Origin of the sequence: Paenibacillus sp. 37 (genome assembly GCF_008386395.1) — a bacterium.
GTDB lineage: Bacteria > Bacillota > Bacilli > Paenibacillales > Paenibacillaceae > Paenibacillus > Paenibacillus amylolyticus_B.
Genome location: NZ_CP043761.1, coordinates 2,157,912 through 2,174,750, shown reverse-complemented (window position 1 = coordinate 2,174,750; position 16,839 = coordinate 2,157,912). Strand labels below are relative to the sequence as shown.

General features: G+C 46.0%; 8 protein-coding genes and 1 tRNA gene. 2 read left to right on the top strand and 7 right to left on the bottom strand.

Annotated features, from left to right (window positions below; all coding sequences use genetic code 11):
• Window positions 1-89 precede the first annotated feature (89 nt).
• Entirely contained in the window at window positions 90-8,375 is an 8,286-nt protein-coding gene (locus F0220_RS09845) for an immunoglobulin-like domain-containing protein (RefSeq protein WP_181155337.1), read from the bottom strand.
• A gap of 471 nt (window positions 8,376-8,846) precedes the next feature.
• On the opposite strand from F0220_RS09845, the gene F0220_RS09835 reads away from it, so the two are divergent.
• Window positions 8,847-12,467 carry an S-layer homology domain-containing protein gene (locus F0220_RS09835; protein WP_149846488.1) on the top strand — a complete coding sequence of 1,207 codons (3,621 nt, stop codon included), beginning with the start codon at window positions 8,847-8,849 and terminating at the stop codon, window positions 12,465-12,467.
• 214 nt (window positions 12,468-12,681) lie between these two features.
• Here the strand turns inward: F0220_RS09835 and F0220_RS09830 are convergent.
• Both F0220_RS09830 and nrdR read right to left on the bottom strand, forming a co-directional pair.
• A tRNA-Ala gene (locus tag F0220_RS09830) sits at window positions 12,682-12,754 on the bottom strand.
• Between the two features lie 185 nt (window positions 12,755-12,939).
• A complete protein-coding gene (nrdR, locus tag F0220_RS09825) occupies window positions 12,940-13,407 on the bottom strand; it encodes a transcriptional regulator NrdR (RefSeq protein ID WP_026081166.1) in 468 nt (155 codons plus the stop codon).
• A gap of 115 nt (window positions 13,408-13,522) precedes the next feature.
• On the opposite strand from nrdR, the gene F0220_RS09820 reads away from it, so the two are divergent.
• Window positions 13,523-13,744: an alpha/beta-type small acid-soluble spore protein gene (locus F0220_RS09820; RefSeq protein ID WP_017689472.1), complete on the top strand. Its 222-nt coding sequence runs from the start codon at window positions 13,523-13,525 to the stop codon at window positions 13,742-13,744.
• Window positions 13,745-13,826: 82 nt separating this feature from the next.
• On the opposite strand, the gene F0220_RS09815 is transcribed toward F0220_RS09820, so the two are convergent.
• From F0220_RS09815 to mutM, 4 genes are all read right to left on the bottom strand, one after another.
• On the bottom strand, window positions 13,827-14,390 hold the full coding sequence (locus F0220_RS09815; protein ID WP_062833563.1) for a lytic transglycosylase domain-containing protein: 564 nt from the start codon (window positions 14,388-14,390) through the stop codon (window positions 13,827-13,829).
• Window positions 14,387-14,983, bottom strand: a complete 597-nt coding sequence (gene coaE, locus F0220_RS09810) for a dephospho-CoA kinase (RefSeq protein WP_105598067.1) — start codon at window positions 14,981-14,983, stop codon at window positions 14,387-14,389. The genes F0220_RS09815 and coaE overlap by 4 nt, the downstream gene beginning before the upstream one ends.
• A gap of 9 nt (window positions 14,984-14,992) precedes the next feature.
• Window positions 14,993-15,772 carry a manganese efflux pump gene (locus F0220_RS09805; protein WP_262928150.1) on the bottom strand — a complete coding sequence of 260 codons (780 nt, stop codon included), beginning with the start codon at window positions 15,770-15,772 and terminating at the stop codon, window positions 14,993-14,995.
• Between the two features lie 142 nt (window positions 15,773-15,914).
• Window positions 15,915-16,742 carry a DNA-formamidopyrimidine glycosylase gene (mutM, locus tag F0220_RS09800; protein WP_036669994.1) on the bottom strand — a complete coding sequence of 276 codons (828 nt, stop codon included), beginning with the start codon at window positions 16,740-16,742 and terminating at the stop codon, window positions 15,915-15,917.
• Window positions 16,743-16,839 lie beyond the last annotated feature (97 nt).

Here is a 16,839-nt window from a genome sequence, read left to right as displayed (position 1 = left end):
AAACAGATAAAAAGTTGGACGGAACAAGTTCTTCCGCCCAACTTTATTATCTGAGTAAATCAATAGCAACTGCCTTATACTTAACGTGTCTACATCAAACCCAACAAATTATAGATCATCACTGCTGCTTCTGCACGGCTAGCATTCTTCTTCGGTGCAAACTCATCGTTACCTACACCGTTGATTATGCCTGCTCCCTGTATTGCCTCTACCGCTTGCTTCGCGTAGTTTGCGATGTTTGCTTCATCCTTGAAGGCTGTAGCTTCACCACTTGCTAACGCCAGTTGCTTAATTTGGACAACCTTGTATACCATAACCGCCATATCTTCTCGCGTAATGTTCTCATGAACTCCGAATCGTCCATTTGGTTTCCCGTTCACAATCCCCAGCTTCTGCGCGGTTGCGATATTTCCATGGTACCATTCTCCTGGCTTCACATCACTAAAACTTGTCGTTGCGTTCTCATCTGATAGCTCCAACATATTCATCAGCATGGTGATGAATTCTGCTCTTGTCACTTGACCATTCGGATTAAATTCGCCGTCGCCCATACCCTTCACAATGCCTCTTGCTCCCAATGCTGAGATCGCGTCCTTCGCCCAGTCTTGGGTCACATCCTTAAAGCTCGTTGCAACATACGCTACCGTATACTTGCTCGCATACGTTGGCTTGAACTCTACTTTTCCTGTCGCTGCATTGTATTTACCATTCGTCACCACTCTTAGCTCTCCGTTGTCCTTCACATCGTATACGACGACGTTGTTTGGATTTTCGGCAGCTTTTAGGGTGTATGGCAATTCAATCACGAGATCATCTCTGCCATCAAACTCTGTAAGCTTCTTACCGTCAATCGTTAACTCGATATCGTAAACGACCTCACCGTTCAGCTGAGCTTGTGCACTAGCTGACAGTTGATTAGCTGCTATTTTCTTAAGCACCAATCCTAACGATTTCCCTGCACTTGTTCCTGTTCCAAGCAGTTCGGTTGCCACTGTTACGACTGCAGAGCCAGTGTTGATCTCGATGCGATCTACCGTAGACGTTCCACTTGTTAAGCTTGCATCTACTGCTAGCTCAATCGTTAGCTCATTCAAGCTTTGATCACCATCAACTCCTACTTGCAGCTTACCGCCTGTCGTTTGATCAAGCGCACGCTTCATTGTATCCGCACTTAACTTCACTTCAGAAGTACCGTTCTCATTTACAACTGGTTTAATGTTTATTTGGCCGTTGTCCATGACCACTGGCTCATTTCCACCTGGAGCTGTTGGTACTGTAGGTGCAGGAATGTTACCGTCACCGCCACCATTTCCATTACCACTGCTTGGTGCTTGTGGTGTTCCTGACACCACAACCCCTGCGGATTCATGTCCCGCTGCGTTTACCGTAGTAATACGGAATTCATAAAGCGTACCATTCGCAAGTCCTGTGACTTCATAACTGCTAGCCGCATTGTTCAGCGTTACCGTCTTAAACTCTGTATTTCCATACCCTGTAATCTTAATAGCGACCAAATCGCTTTCTGCAGGATTACTCCATTTCAGAGTCAGCTTTTGATTACTCGCTGTTACACTTGGTTTTGTCACTTCTCCTGGTGCAGTCGGCTCAACCGATGGTGTTACCGTTACCGTAGCGCTGGATGATAACCCACCATCTACTGTAGTTACTGTAATGCTTGCTGTTCCTGGTGCCACTGCTGTTACTTGGCCTGTCGCACTTACAGTCGCTACAGCTGGATTGCTAGAGCTCCATGTTACTGCTTTTTTCGTTGCATTAGCTGGTGTTACCGTAGCTGTCAATTGCCCTGATTGACCTTCTACGATGGACATCGTCGTTTTGTCCAAGCTAATTCCGCTAACGGGTACGTTCTTCCCACTAAGTGCATCATACTCACTTTGTGTAATGGGAATTACCGTTCCGTGACGCGGACTAGCGGGTAAATTGTAGTTAGAAGATAATGTCCAGACACCTGATGCAAGATTGGTGGTCTCGAATGGAAGATAACCTCTTCCACCAAACTCATCCACGAATAAATACCATTTTTCATCTGTATTTGATTTAAAGATCGTTGGACCCTCAACCCATTTCATGTTACCCACACCTTGATTAATCATCTTGAAGGCTGGATCTAAGATCGAGTTACCAACCTCTTGGAAAACCATCTTGCCAAATGGAGCAGAAGCTCCGTTGTCCTGCTCATCCTTCGTAAATCGATACACTTTTCCATCATGCTCAATCATCGTTGTGTCAATGATGGAGTATCCATAATCCAAATATACTTTCGGTTCAGTAAACGTATAGAAATCTCTTGTCTTGCTATACATCATTTTTTGATATGCACTACCTGTATGGGATGCATCATCAAACATTCTTGAAGCCCAGAATACGATATATTCACCTGTGGTGTTGTCGTACATAATTTCTGGTGCCCATGTATTACCCGCTTCTTCCGGTGCAACCTCTACCATGCGTTGATCTGTCCAGTTGACCAGATCATTCGATTCCCACACCATAATGGAACGACTGCCCCATGTCTGTGCTCTGCCCCAGTTACCATTGCCGTTAATTTTCAGATCGGTAGCGATCATGTAGAACTTGTCACCTTCAGGCGAACGAATAATGAATGGATCACGTACTCCCTTCTCCCCTAAGGTAGAGGTTAATACAGGTTTACCATTATTCAATTCTCGCCAGTTCAATGGATCATTACCGTTACTTAGTGCAAAGTGAACTTGCTCGCCTGTTGAGGTACCTTCTCCAGTAAAATATGTGAAGAAGTATCCCGCATATTTTTCATCAGCAGGCCGTTCCTTCACCTTCGCCATAAATTCCTTTGTAGTGGATGCTGAATTTAATGTAATCGTAGCTGTAAGCTTCACGTCTACATCTCCACTACCGTGCGCCGGACGTTGTACTTCACCAGTCACTGAAATGACATTTGGCTGAACAGAAGTCCAAGTAATGGTTGTTCCATATAGTCCAGATTCCGGTAATGAGAGATGACCTCTAACATCACTAATGTTATGAACGACTAGCGCTGCTTTTGCTTCATCTACAGAAGTGGCATCGCTTGGCAATGCCTTAACCATCAACGTAAAGGTTTTGCGATCTGTCTCTGTACCATCTGTAAATACTGCTGTTAACGTTACAACTTGATCGCCAGTTGCGTTCGCTGGTCTGGTTACGGCACCTGTAGTTGAGATTACATTCCCCTTATCCGAAGTCCAGCTTATTGTTGTGCCATAAGCACCTGATGTTGGCAACGTTACATTGCTTATAATCTCATCTTTTGATGTATTCGAGGCAAGAAGATCATCAATCGTTAATTTCTCTGTCGCAGCCGATACAAGCATGCCCTCCAGTAAAGCAATCTTCTGATCTGCCTGAGCCTTAAGTGATTTAATATCCGCAACAGTCATAGCACCATCATAGATTTGGAAGTCTGCAATCAACCCGCCGAAGTATGGATCATCTGTATAGAATGACTTACCAATGTTTCCACTACTGCCTGAAGTATTTTTTATTTGTTCTAATGTCATTCCATTCGTAGAGCCTGATGCAACAGGAACTCCATCAATATAAAGCGTTAGTGTACCATCTGTACCTGAAACAACCGTCGTAACGACTTTCCATTCATTATTCTTTAAGCCCGTGGTCGAAGCTGAAGACTCATTATTCCAGGCATTCGTCGCGATACCCAACCGGGCTAGACCGTTAGCATTATAACGTGGTGTGAAATACGTATAGTGCGTATTATTGTTTGGTCTTCCTAATGCATATAACCACTCCGCAGCGTTTTTACCGCTCCAGTTCACAATGGATGAAACGGTGATATCCGTTAATCCATCGAGAACTCCTTGTGGCAGCTCTACATAGGAGTTAGTTGTGCCACCAGTAAAGCTTAGTACACCCGCATCTTGTGTACGAATCCATTCTGCTTTAGATGGATTCATCCATTTTCCGTTAAAGTTTCCTGTTTGGTCAACAACTGTCGCACCATCGATATCATTCATATCGTAGTGGAGAATGAGTTCTGCCCCAGATGGCTGCTCTACTGGAGGAGTAACGTCTTCATTAGCCAAAGTTGCAATCTCTTCAACGGATAATGCACGATTATAGATACGGAAATCATCCAATTTACCATCAAATAGACTATGAGAGCTGTTTCTCGATTTACCAATATAATTCATCGTTGTTTCCAGTAACATTCTCGGCTCCACGTTATATGTCGAGCTGCGTTTAACCTCTTGACCATTCACGTACAATACGGCATCAAATTCATCCATTGTAATGGCAACATGCTGCCAAGTCTTCGTTGGTAAAAGTCCAGCATTTCTCACTGCATATTTATAATCAGATCCTAGTTTCGTGCTGTCATTGCTAAATTTCTCTGTAAAAGGGGTTACGACAGCGAACTCCAGACTACCTGTATCCCCTTGTGTACTCAAGTACATGGTGTTGCGGTTAACCTGTCTGCCTGTTTCGGAAGCAAAATCAAATATTCTTTGATTGGCCTGATTTTTGTCCATTTGAACCCATGTAGAGAACGTAGCCTTCTCCAGATTCAAGGATTGAATCAAGTGATCTGGCAGCTTCACATATCCTGTTGATCCATTAAGCTCTAATGCACCACCCGTTTTACCGATGCGATCCTCTTCATTAATCGTTGCTCCACCTACGAGTGTTGCGTGATGACCATTACCAGAAATGTCATTCAACGTTGTATCATTCACTGTATTTGCATCAAATGAGTAATGTACAACCGGATCTTTTGATGGTGCTGGACCTTTCCATGCATACTTCTCTTGCAAAGCATCATACTCCGCACGTGAGATTGGAATCACCGTCCCGTGTCGTGGTCCTGGCGGAAGTGCATATTGATCACTACTTAATACATTGTTCATATATTGCGTGCTACTATCCAGATCTGTTGTATATCGTACATGATATGGCCATGAATCAAGGAACAGATACCATTTTTTTTCATGAATATCCTTAAATATCGTTTGTCCTTCGTTGTTTCCATTTTTTCCGATCAAGCCGAGTTTGTTATCCCGTGTACCAGGAACAGCGTTGTATTGAAGGCCATTTGCTGCAATACCGTCCTTGTCATAATAGAACGTTGGTGCCTTCTCCACATACACTTTCGTATTCACTTCTGATTTGGTGAATCGGTACAACATATGATTGTGCTCAATAAATGTCGTATCAATGGTCGGAAGTGACTCATCAATCATGACCTTGGGCTCAGAAAACGTGTAGAAATCTCGTGTTGTCGCGTAGTACATCACATTGTACTGACCTGCAGGTCTTCCGTTATAATCACCATATGTCTCTGTGTTTTTCATTGATGATGCCCAGAATACAATATACTCTCCAGTTACCGGATCATAGATCGCTTCTGGCGCCCACGTATTTCCTCCAGTTTTAGGAGCCACCTTGATCATTCGCTGCTCGCTCCAGTTCACGAGATCCTCTGACTCCCAAACCATCATGTAATGACTCCCCGTAATTTGAGCCTGATCAAAATCTGTACTTTCGCCCATTTTCAAATCGGTTGCCAGCATATAGAACTTATCACCTTCTGCTGACCGAATAACGAATGGATCACGAAGTCCTTTTTCACCCATATCCGATTGCAGGATCGACTTCCCATTATTCAGCGCTTTCCAGAACAATGGATCTTCCGCTGTAGCGAAGGAGATCTCTTCACCACCCTCATATTCACCTGTAAAGTACGCAAAGAAGTACGCATCAGGCTTTACTGGCGCAGCTTCTTTTTTAATTGTAACGTTAAACGTTAGCTCTTTCGAAGCTGTACCATTCGTAATCGTAGCGATTAGCGTAACGGGTATATCCGTAGCTTGACGGCTCACCCAGCCTAATTGTGTAGCGTTACCAGCCGCTTCAGCCGTTCCTTTAACAACCGCCGGCCTGCTGGATGTCCATGTAATGGTGGAGCCTTGTTCACCTGTAGTGACAAGACGTAAGTTGCCTTTAACATTGTCCGCGTTGTAGATCTCTAATTGTTCAGCGTCCAGATCAACCTTCTGCTGATCATCGAATTGCTTCAAGATCGTAACAGGGAATACAGCAGTTATAGATACGCCTTGATACGTTAAAGTAGCCGTAAGCTCTGCTTGAACATCACCTGCTTGAACAGCCGGACGTTGTACAGTGCCACTGTTAGAAATGACAGTAGGATGACTAGAACTCCAAGTGATGTTTACGCCATTTTTACCGTTTGTTGGTAAATTAACGTTTCTCGTTATCTTGTCAGCACTCTGATCTGCCTCGTCTAAGTAATGACCGATGTCAAGTTGATTCGCTGCATCATCAACAGTGAGCTGACGTATTTTGGAGATGTGAGTTGCTGCTTCTTGTTGATATAACTCGCTCATTTCCTGCTCCGTCAACGCACGATCATATACTTGGAAATCAGCCATGCTACCTTGAAAATATGGATCGTTGGCGAAGATGGACTTACCGATAAAGCCAGAGAACGTAGCATCCGGATTAATAATGTCTGACAGCTTTAGTCCCTTCGTATTACCTGAAGCAACTTTAGCTCCATCCACGAATAATGTCATCTTGTTGCTAGCTTCGGAGAAGGAAACTGTTACATGCTTCCACTGTCCACCGATCAGGTTGGAGTTTGCGCTACCTGTAACTAATGCTTCGTTCGGCCAGCCATTTTTAGATATACCTGTAGCAATCATATTGCCTGATCCACTACCGTGACGTGGGGTTACAAAAAAATATTTGTTCGTTTCAGGCGTTAACACCGTACCCAAACCAAAAATCCAGCGATTCGTACCATCATTCGTCCAGTTTACGATGGAAGATACGGTAATTTCATTCAGACCTTGTAATAAATCTAGTCCATTGGAGCCCTTAGGAATCTCAACATACCCACTGTTCGATGTAGAGCTTCCACCATTAAAGGAAATAAAGCCAACTTCACTATTTGAAATGAATTGTCCATTGTTTGGATTTTTAAATACCCCGTCGAATGTAACTTCCTTGTTGGCAACATCCTTTAGTACGAGTTGACCGTCTACTTCTGTAGTCGTTTTCATGTCGTAATGAAGAATAAGATCATCTTTGAGTGATTTTCCCTTAACGGTAACGGCTGATGTAGCTGTAAACGCTCCATCTTCAGTCTGTACCGTAATTGTGGCATCACCATCACTAACCGCTGTAACTTCACCCGTTGAATTGACAACCGCTACACTTGAGTCACTAGATATCCAGACGACTCTTTTATTGTTTGCATTTGAAGGTGAAATTGTAGCCACTAATGTCTCGCTGTCCCCCATGGATAAAACAAGTGCAGATTCATTAAGCGAAACACCTTTAACGGCAATCTGCTGAGTAGAGTCATCCTTAGGTGGTAAGGTAACCACGAACTCCTTCGTTGCCTGGCTTCCACCTAAAGAAATGGTTGCAGTTAACGTCACTTGTTGCTCCATTTCTCGTAAGAACACTTCCCCGGTTGGACTAATCGCACTTTCATCACTGGAAGTCCATGATATCCATGCGCCATACTTATTGGCAGAAGGAAGTTCAAGAGATTCTGTCACGGCAGATACATCACCTAACGTTAGCTCTAATTTGCCTTGTTGTACTTGCTTTTCATTAAATGATTGTTCATATACTTCAGCGATATATTCACTACTTAGTGCCTCTCCGTAAATTCTTAAATCTTGAAAGCTACCTGCAAAAGTAGCATCCCCTAGATAATTGGAGCGACCGATGTAAGCTTGCAAATCCGTACCAAAGCTTGCTGTTGTTTTCTCTTTGGCGGTCGTTCCTATACTTACACCGTTAATGTAACCTGTAATAGAGCGTTCTGTAATGACCGTCGTATAGTGAACCCATTGACCTTCGTACTGTGACGTAGAGGTGCCTGATACGCCTACCTCTGTCGTCCAAGGCTGGTCAATATTATTGCGATCCGTAAATACAGACTTAAAATCACCACTTGGATTCGATGGATTAAACATCCAGTAATTCGTTGGCAATTTATTTTCAGCTGCTGGCGTACCGTAGAATAATGCGGAGTAGTTCCCGCTCCCCGTATTACTCTTGATCCATACAGAAATCGTTGTATTTTCTTGATGATCAAACAATCCAGTAGGAAGCTGCACGTAGTTCGTAGTACTATCTGTTCCTCCAGGTAAAGTAAGACCATCAGCATACGTAATGTTTCCTACTGCCGTTCCATGTTTGCCATTACCGGATGTATCCTGTACATCCTCAAGCAATGGATACTGTGCCAACATCGTTGGTGTTATGGGGTCCGCTGAAGCTTGATTGTTAAATGGCAGAACAAGACTCAAACAGTTACTGAAGGTCAATAGTAAAGCTAACATTATGATTGAAATCCGCTTTAGCATAGCATTCTTCCCCTCGTTTAATATTCAAAAGCACGCAATCCTTATTCCAGCTTTAAAACAAGACCAACTCGTTCAAGGAGTTAAAGAAACATCCTCAAATGAATGCGCTTACATTTCTTCTCATATTACGTCTTCCACCCTTCCAATTCAATGTAGTTTCTTGTTCATAAGGTGGATTTTTTTATTGCAATTTGAAATGAATGCTGACTGCAACACCATTCATATGAAGCAATCTACATGCACAGATGCGTACAAGATTATCAAAACAATAAAACGGCATCTCTGCCGTTCTAGATGTTTACGTATGGTTTATGTGTAAATTAAAGGATTGAACCCCAGATAAACATAATATATATAGTTGGGCGCTTGTCATATGGACAACGTGTCCGAATACGATGCGGTAAGCCGCGGGCGCACCGGATCGAAAAATAAGGAGGATTTTCATTTATGCCAAAACGATTTAGCAGAATGCTCGCGTTCCTCTGTTGCTTGGTCATGGTGGCGTCGCTAATGCCTACCAGTTATGCCGCCGCCACTGACAACATCGAGAACGCAGAAGCGAATGAAACACCCACCGCCATTTTTGGAACTCCCGAACTCGGGTCAAACGATCCCCTCTGGGACCAAACCATGGAGCATCACATCAACAAAAGCACGGTACCCACCGACCCCAGACCCCATGCCATGGGTACAGCCAGAATTCTTTGGGATCATGACTACCTGTATGCCCGCGTAGTTGTGAATGACAGTCATCTATATCAGGGAGCTGGCGCAGATCACCGGTATGACAGCCTGGAGTTTTATGTTGGTGCCGGAACCGGAGGCTCGAATCAATGGCGCGTCAGCTCGACGGGCGTGTTTTCAGGGCAGGCCGCTCCAGGCAGAGCTGCATGGACCCAGATCACGGAAACCGGATACATCGTGGAAATGAGAATACCAAAAAGAACTCTGACCTTACAGGAGGGGAACCTTACCTTTGAGGTCTATATCAATAACTCGACAGAAAACGGCGCTGACCGCTATGAAGTCGTTTCCTGTTTTGGAGTTCCGGACGCGGCTTATACCAGCTCTGATTCATTTGCAGACAGCCTGCAGCTCACTTCAGCCAATGAAGTGGACACCAGATTTTCAATTACCGCCACTGCGGGACCGGGCGGCTCAATCATGTCGAACCCACCCGGCGATGTTCTGAGAGTAGATCGGGGCTCTGACAAAGAAATTACGTTTACCCCCGATTACGGCAAAATTGTGGATACCGTAACAGTAGACGGCGAGACCTTGACTCTATCTGCTGGCACTTATACCTTTACGAATATTGAGGCTGATCATACCATTCATGTGACATTCAAAAACGATCCGGACGCGGGGATACTTCCCTTTATTGTATGGAATGACAACTTTGCCAGTGGCGAGTACACAACGGCTGTTATCATTGATTTAGGCGAGGGGAAGGCGGCGTTAGGCTCCGCGCTTAATCCAGACTTGTTTGCCTTATCGGCTAGGAACACGACCCTGAACGGCGAAGCAGTGACCTTTGAAGGACCACGCAAGATCACAAGGGTGTATGCTAATGATGAACCGAAGGTACGCGGCTATGTGGGGCCGATTAGCCATTCACCAGATTATCAGGACGGACTGGCGAGCGGTCGTTACATCGTTGTTGAGTCTGAGTTTTATTCAGAGAGCGGCGGCAGTACAACGCTGGATGGTAGCAGCAACTCGACAAAGCAGGTTTACAACATTACTCAAAAGGGTGAGATCGTACTGACAGAAGGGAATCCGCTTCACAACGTAGTTTTTGAACAGGAAAAAGTTGTGAATCCGATCCTCGATAAATTTACAACATTCACGGACAATTCGGTCAATCGTTCACTCTACCTTCACAAGGATGACGGAGGTAACGTGATGAAAGGATTGCCGCTCTATGTATATACCCACGGCATGTCACGCGGCGGCACAAACGCTGCGACAGACCAAAAAGCTGCCATGAAATCCGCCAACGGCTCCGTCGCTTTAATGAAAAAGATGGAGCAAAATCCCGATAAGTATGCCAGCCATGTTCTGAATATTTCCTATAATGGCGTATCTGTTCCCTCCACAGAGAATGTTAAGAAGGTCATAGACGCCCTGATTGCCAGCGGCGAAGTAGACCCTAACCGTGTTTACGCAGCAGGCTTCTCCTGGGGCGGCCAGTATACGAACAACTTAGTTAACAGCTACCCTGGCTTCTTCGCTGCCGCCGCACCTATGGCCCCGGTAAGCGGTTCACCGAACGCTAAGGACAATGACGCTCACTACAACCTGGCCTATTGGATGTTTTTAAATGCTCATAATGTCGGAGGCTACCAGACTAACCTCAATAACTTTATCAATAACAATATGCCGAAAATGATCAACGCGAGGGCTTCGCGCTTTGAGAGTAATGAGGCACTTACGTGGCCCTACAATCAGTTTGATCAGCCGAATCTGAGGCCGAATCCTGCCAACACACCTGTTCTGGCTGATTATATAGCGCATGAAGTTGAAGCGGCGGTTCTTTATAACCAGATCACTATGGGAACTTGGAGTATAGCACCTACGGCGCAGTCCTCTAACTTGCCAGCTTGGAACAACAACTACACAGATGTCTTTGATTGGATGTTCGCACAGAGAAAACCGTCCGTGCCTGGTGCACCGAGTGGCTTCAAAGCGACAGCGGGTGACGGACAGGTCACATTGAGCTGGAATGCTCCTGCTGACGATGGTGGCAGCTCGATATTGGGCTACAAGGTATGGTATGGCAATGTAACACCGGTTGCATTGGATGCGGCGGAGACCAAGTATACCTTCAACAACCTGACAAACGGCCAAAGCTACAGCTTCAGGATCGTTGCGGTGAACGCGAAGGGAGACGGCGCGGAGATCAGTGCTACGGCGACACCGATGAAGACGACGACTCCCACTGTACCTGATTCTGGCGGCAATACGGGCAACACCGGAAATACCGGCAACATCGGTAATACGGGCAACACCGATAATACGGGCACCGGGACAGACGCTCAAACGTCGAAGTCGACCTACACAGTGAATACACCGAAGGATAAACCCGCGGTCACAGACAAAAATGGCAACACCACCCTTCCAGGCGGCGGCGAGATTGCGACCAAAGGCGGGACGAAGATCAAGGTACCCGAAGGCACAACGATAGACTCAAACGGGAAGGTAACTATTCCAGCAGACAAGAGCGCCGAAGTGACACTACCCGGCGGCAACAGTACAGTGACCATTTCGGGTGGCTCGACGATCGCGAGCGACGGTACGGTCACAATAGGCGGCAAAGACGCGCATGGGAACCTATCAAACGGTAACCAGGTGTATTTCCACGGCGGATCGAAGATACGGAGCGGCGGAGCGGTTGTGGTAGGACCAAGCGGCGCAAGAGTCGGCTTAGACAACGGCATATCGCTGAACATCCGTGAGGGTACGGAGCTGGCGTTTGATGACGCCACCCCACTGAGTTTCCTCGTGATATCAGGCAATCCTTTCACGGATGCCAACATGGACGAATGGTTCTACAACGATATAAATTTCGTCTACACTTACGATCTTTTCAACGGCACGACGTCCACGAAGTTCTCACCGGGCACCGCAATGACGCGTGCAATGTTCGTGCAGGTACTAGCCAATCTTGAGAACGTAAACCTTTCCAGCTACACGAGTTCCCGCTTTAGCGACGTGAAGGACGGACAGTGGTACACGGCGGCAGCCGAGTGGGCGGCCGAAAAAGGCATAGTCAACGGTACAAACGCAGACCTGTTTGACCCCAATTCACCGATGACGCGCGAACAGATGCTAGTGATACTGTACAATTACATGAAGTACAAGGGCTATGAGATACCTGAAAGCAACTCTATGTCCTTCACGGATCAGAGTGAGATCAGCTCCTGGGCGTTGGAGGCCGTTCAGGCGCTGCAAGGCAACGGCATTGTATTAGGCAAACCGGGCAACTTTGTTGCTCCCAAAGCCACCGCCTCCCGCGCAGAAGTAGCTACGATCTTTGTAAGGTTCGTCGAATATCTGACTAAGTAAAAGCGTATACAGAATTAAGGTGACCCCTCCCGGCTGGACAATATCTAGCCGGAAGGGTCTCCTTGTTTTCAAACTGTACTTTTTTTGACGTCTAGAATATTCGTCCCCAAGCTCGTCCCCAAGTCCAAAAATTCTACTTATATTAATGCATGTTTCTGATTTATTTCTCCACAAAAAAAACGCCATCACAATAATGTGATGGCGTTCTTAATTATGGAGCCTAGGGGGATCGAACCCCTGACCTCATCGCTGCCAGCGATGCGCTCTCCCAGCTGAGCTAAGGCCCCAGGATATGAAATAGAAAACTTGTCCAACACTGCTACGTTCCACAGGCGACTCCTATATCATATAAAATCCAGCTTTCGCTGTCAATCAAATTTTTAAGATCCAGAGTGATTGGAGAAGAACAATCGATTTCACTGGCACGCACGGACTGGAACTCCAGACTGCTCTTCTCCCTTTCCCCACTTCACTAATCCTCCAGATTATCTTTGGACAACAGGGATTTCAGTTCTTTCATGAACATATTGATATCTTTGAACTGGCGATATACCGACGCGAAACGGACATATGCCACTTCATCGACTGGAAACAACTGTTCCATCAATAGCTCACCAATCTGGCGACTCTCCACTTCAGCATCAGCTGTATTACGCAGAGATTTCTCTACTTCAGATACCATCATCTCCAGAGTCTCAACGGAGACTGGACGTTTCTCACAGGCACGAATAAGCCCGCGGAGAATTTTGTCCCGGCTGAACTCTTCACGACTGCCATCTTTCTTAATGACGATAAGTGGAGTCTCCTCAATCATCTCAAACGTTGTGAATCTTCGGGCACACTGCTCACACTCACGGCGACGACGAATGGACTTTGCTTCGTTGGCCGGACGCGAATCAAGCACTTTGGTACCCATATAACCGCAATAAGGACACTTCAAATCAGATCACTTCCCACGTTTTACTTTTACCACATATTCCCTGTCTTGATTTTGTAATGAAAAATGCATTGCCGAGACATAATACTTTTACCAACTCACGAGGAGGTGAACAGCAATGGCACAAAGCAACGGTAACTCCAACAACCTGGTGGTAACTAAAGCTTCCGCAGCACTCGAGCAAATGAAATATGAAGTTGCTCAAGAACTCGGAATCAGCATCCCACAAGACGGATACCAAGGTAACATGACTTCTTACGAGAACGGTTCGATCGGTGGATACATCACGAAGCGTCTGGTAACAATTGCAGAACAGCAATTGGCAGGTCAATACCAATAATATCTGCATCGTAATACGCTACACAGAGGAGCATGGAGCGGCCGGTGAATAACCGGCCTGCTCTGTGCTTCTACTTATATACTTAGAACGTATTATAGATCTTTACATACTGATTATAATAGTAAATGACCCTTTGTACATAGTGACGCGTCTCACCAAACGGAATATCTTTCACTGTATCGAACGAGCCATCCCATACACCATCTCTAAGCCAACTGTTTACTTTGCCTGGTCCCGCATTATAGGCAGCGATCATCACTGCTTCATTGCCATCGAATTGATCGGACAGATTCCGCAGATACCATGTGCCTAATTGAATATTGCGTTCAGGCTCGTGCTTCAATTCCTCCAGCGAAGTGTCGGGAATTTTGGCTTGTTCCAGTATCCAATTCGCCGTGTCCGGCATCAGTTGCATGAGCCCAATGGCACCTCGTTTGGATTCTTTGCTTGTCTTGAAATTGGTCTCCACCTTGATAATGGAAGCAATCAGAAACGGATCAACCTCATAACTCTGAGATTGGGCACGAATCTCTTCCTTATAATGAATCGGATAGAACCATGCCATCCAGTTTGTATTCAGAAATAACACTAGTACAAAGGACACAAACATCAACAGCAGGACACGTTTCTTACGCAATATTTTCATAACAAACCCTTACGCTGTAGATATGAGTCAATTTGCTGCTCCGTCTCAGTCCATAAACCGCTGTTATCGATGACAATGTCTGCCAGCTGCTTTTTGCGCTCAATATCCATCTGTACATCCATTCGAGCCTCAGCCTGTGCTGCAGTCATTCCATCCCGACTCATCAAGCGATCTCGTTGCACCGATCTCGGGACATATACTACCATGACTTCCTCGAAACCATCCTCCAGACCCGATTCGTACAGCAAAGGAATATCAGACACCACAAGTTTATCCGGATGTTGCAATTCGTATGCAGCAGCCCGTTCGCGCATCTCTCTTCGGATCGCCGGATGTGTAATAGCCTCAAGTGCCTTTCGTTCCTCAGGTTGTTGAAAAACAATACTTCCAAGCTTTTTCCGATCCAGTGTTCCATCTTCGTTCAGTATGGCTTGTCCAAACCGCTTAACAGCGGCGGCCAACACGGGATGCCCGGGCATCATAACTTCCCGGGCAATAACGTCTGCATCGATGAGCAACGCTCCCTTACTGGCGAGATAGGCGGAAACACTACTTTTGCCTGTCGCGATCCCGCCGGTTAAGCCTATATTCATCGTTTCACCTCATAACAACTTCATTATTCCCATAATCATTAACAATAGTGCTGGCAATACAGATAGTCTTCGCATCCAGCGCAGGGCTGAGAATCGTAGTCCAACCTTCATGCCGAGTGACAGAAACGCCCCACTAAACAGTGCAATAATGAGTGCTGTCCATAGTGTAGGGAATCCCAGAAGTGCCGCTCCCAAACCTGCTCCAAACGCATCCAGAGACAGGGCAATACCAAGCCACATCGCTTCCTGAGCAGATATACTTCCCGAGTTATCCATATCCGCCTTGGAAGGGCTGCGAAGGATCTGAATGACGACCCCCAGCTTACGCAGCTCCAGTGTAAATACCATTCGTTCGAGAGAATCACCCGAAGCCGATTGCTCCAGATCCAGTGCAAGTACCTGATTCCTGCCCTTGGAATCCGGCAGCGTCCCTTGTACGTTTTTCCCCAGCGCATTAACCGTTGTTTCTCCTGCTCCCTCAACCGTTACGATGCCTGTTTCCAGCTGTTCTTTTCCTTGCTTTCGAATAAGTTGCAACAGTGACCATGCACCAATGCCTATTAATATAACGGCGCCCACAATGGAAGCGATATCCGGTGACACGACATGGGACAACAGCACACCAACTTGCATCGACAAGGCAATAACCAATCCCGAACAGATCGAAATAACAGCGATAGATAACAGGGGAATCTTAGTCCTCCGTAACCCATATGTAATCCCGACTCCAAAACCATCTAAACTAAGCGCCAAAGCAAGCGCCAGCAATGAAATAAAATGATGCAGCACCCCGGACTCCTCCTCTGTGCGGTACTCGTGCCAACTGAAGATGCCAGTATGGGTATACGCCCGCTTATTTCTGCCATATCAGTATATGGAGGGAGGAATCCAAGGGTGCTATGATTTCATCATTTCGTTCATTCAGTTCATGTTACAGCAGCTGACAGTTCGGACAAAAATGCGTGCCACGGCCACCAACCACCGTTTTTTCAATTAACGTACCACAAGTTGTACAAGGTTCTGATTTGCGTCCATAGATTTTCAGTTGATGCTGGAACATCCCCATCTCACCCTGTCCATTCACATAGGACTTAATGGAAGATCCACCTGCATTCACTGCATCTTGCAACGTAGCCACAATCGCTTCATGGAGTACCGTTAACTGAGCTTCAGTCAGTGTCTTGGCAATGGTCTCGGGATGGATACCTGCACGAAATAAAGCCTCGTCCACATAAATATTCCCGATACCAACCACATATGCCTGATTTAAAAGTACAGCCTTGATTTTGGTTGTACGCTTGCCAACCGCCTCGCGGAATGCAGTTACCGTAAAGGCTGGATCAAGCGGCTCCAGTCCCAGCTTCAGCAAAGGTTTGGACACCAGTTCCTCACCTGCATTAAACAGATGCATCGTACCGAACTGACGCACGTCCTTATAACGCAATTCCGTACCATCATTAAAATGGAAGATCACATGTGTATGTTTCTCCACATCTTCATGTTGCTCGTACACACCGTACCTTCCTTCCATCCGCAGATGGGAGACAAGCACCAGCCCGTCCAGCAAAATACGCAAAAACTTGCCGCGGCGCTCCACCCCAATGACGGTATGTCCCGCGAGTTCCATTGCAAATGCATCTATGTCGTCCGGCCGCTGAATAATCCGCGGCAAGCTAACGGTAACATGATCAATCGTTTTGCCCACAATAAGTTGATTCAATGTTCTTCTGACTGTTTCGACTTCCGGTAATTCCGGCATGATGTTCTCACCTCCCCTATATTATAACGGAAGATGGCGCTCAGCGGGACCCTTTTCTTATATCGCATACATGGAAAGGCCTTTTGTAAAATACCGG

Bases quoted from the DNA above. Each gene is read 5' to 3' on its own strand.
- F0220_RS09845 (WP_181155337.1), bottom strand. From the start codon at position 8,375: ATGTTAGCTTTACTATTGACCTTCAGTAACTGTTTGAGTCTTGTTCTG.
- F0220_RS09835 (WP_149846488.1), top strand. From the start codon at position 8,847: ATGCCAAAACGATTTAGCAGAATGCTCGCGTTCCTCTGTTGCTTGGTC.
- F0220_RS09820 (WP_017689472.1), top strand. From the start codon at position 13,523: ATGGCACAAAGCAACGGTAACTCCAACAACCTGGTGGTAACTAAAGCT.
- F0220_RS09815 (WP_062833563.1), bottom strand. From the start codon at position 14,390: ATGAAAATATTGCGTAAGAAACGTGTCCTGCTGTTGATGTTTGTGTCC.
- coaE (WP_105598067.1), bottom strand. From the start codon at position 14,983: ATGAATATAGGCTTAACCGGCGGGATCGCGACAGGCAAAAGTAGTGTT.
- mutM (WP_036669994.1), bottom strand. From the start codon at position 16,742: ATGCCGGAATTACCGGAAGTCGAAACAGTCAGAAGAACATTGAATCAA.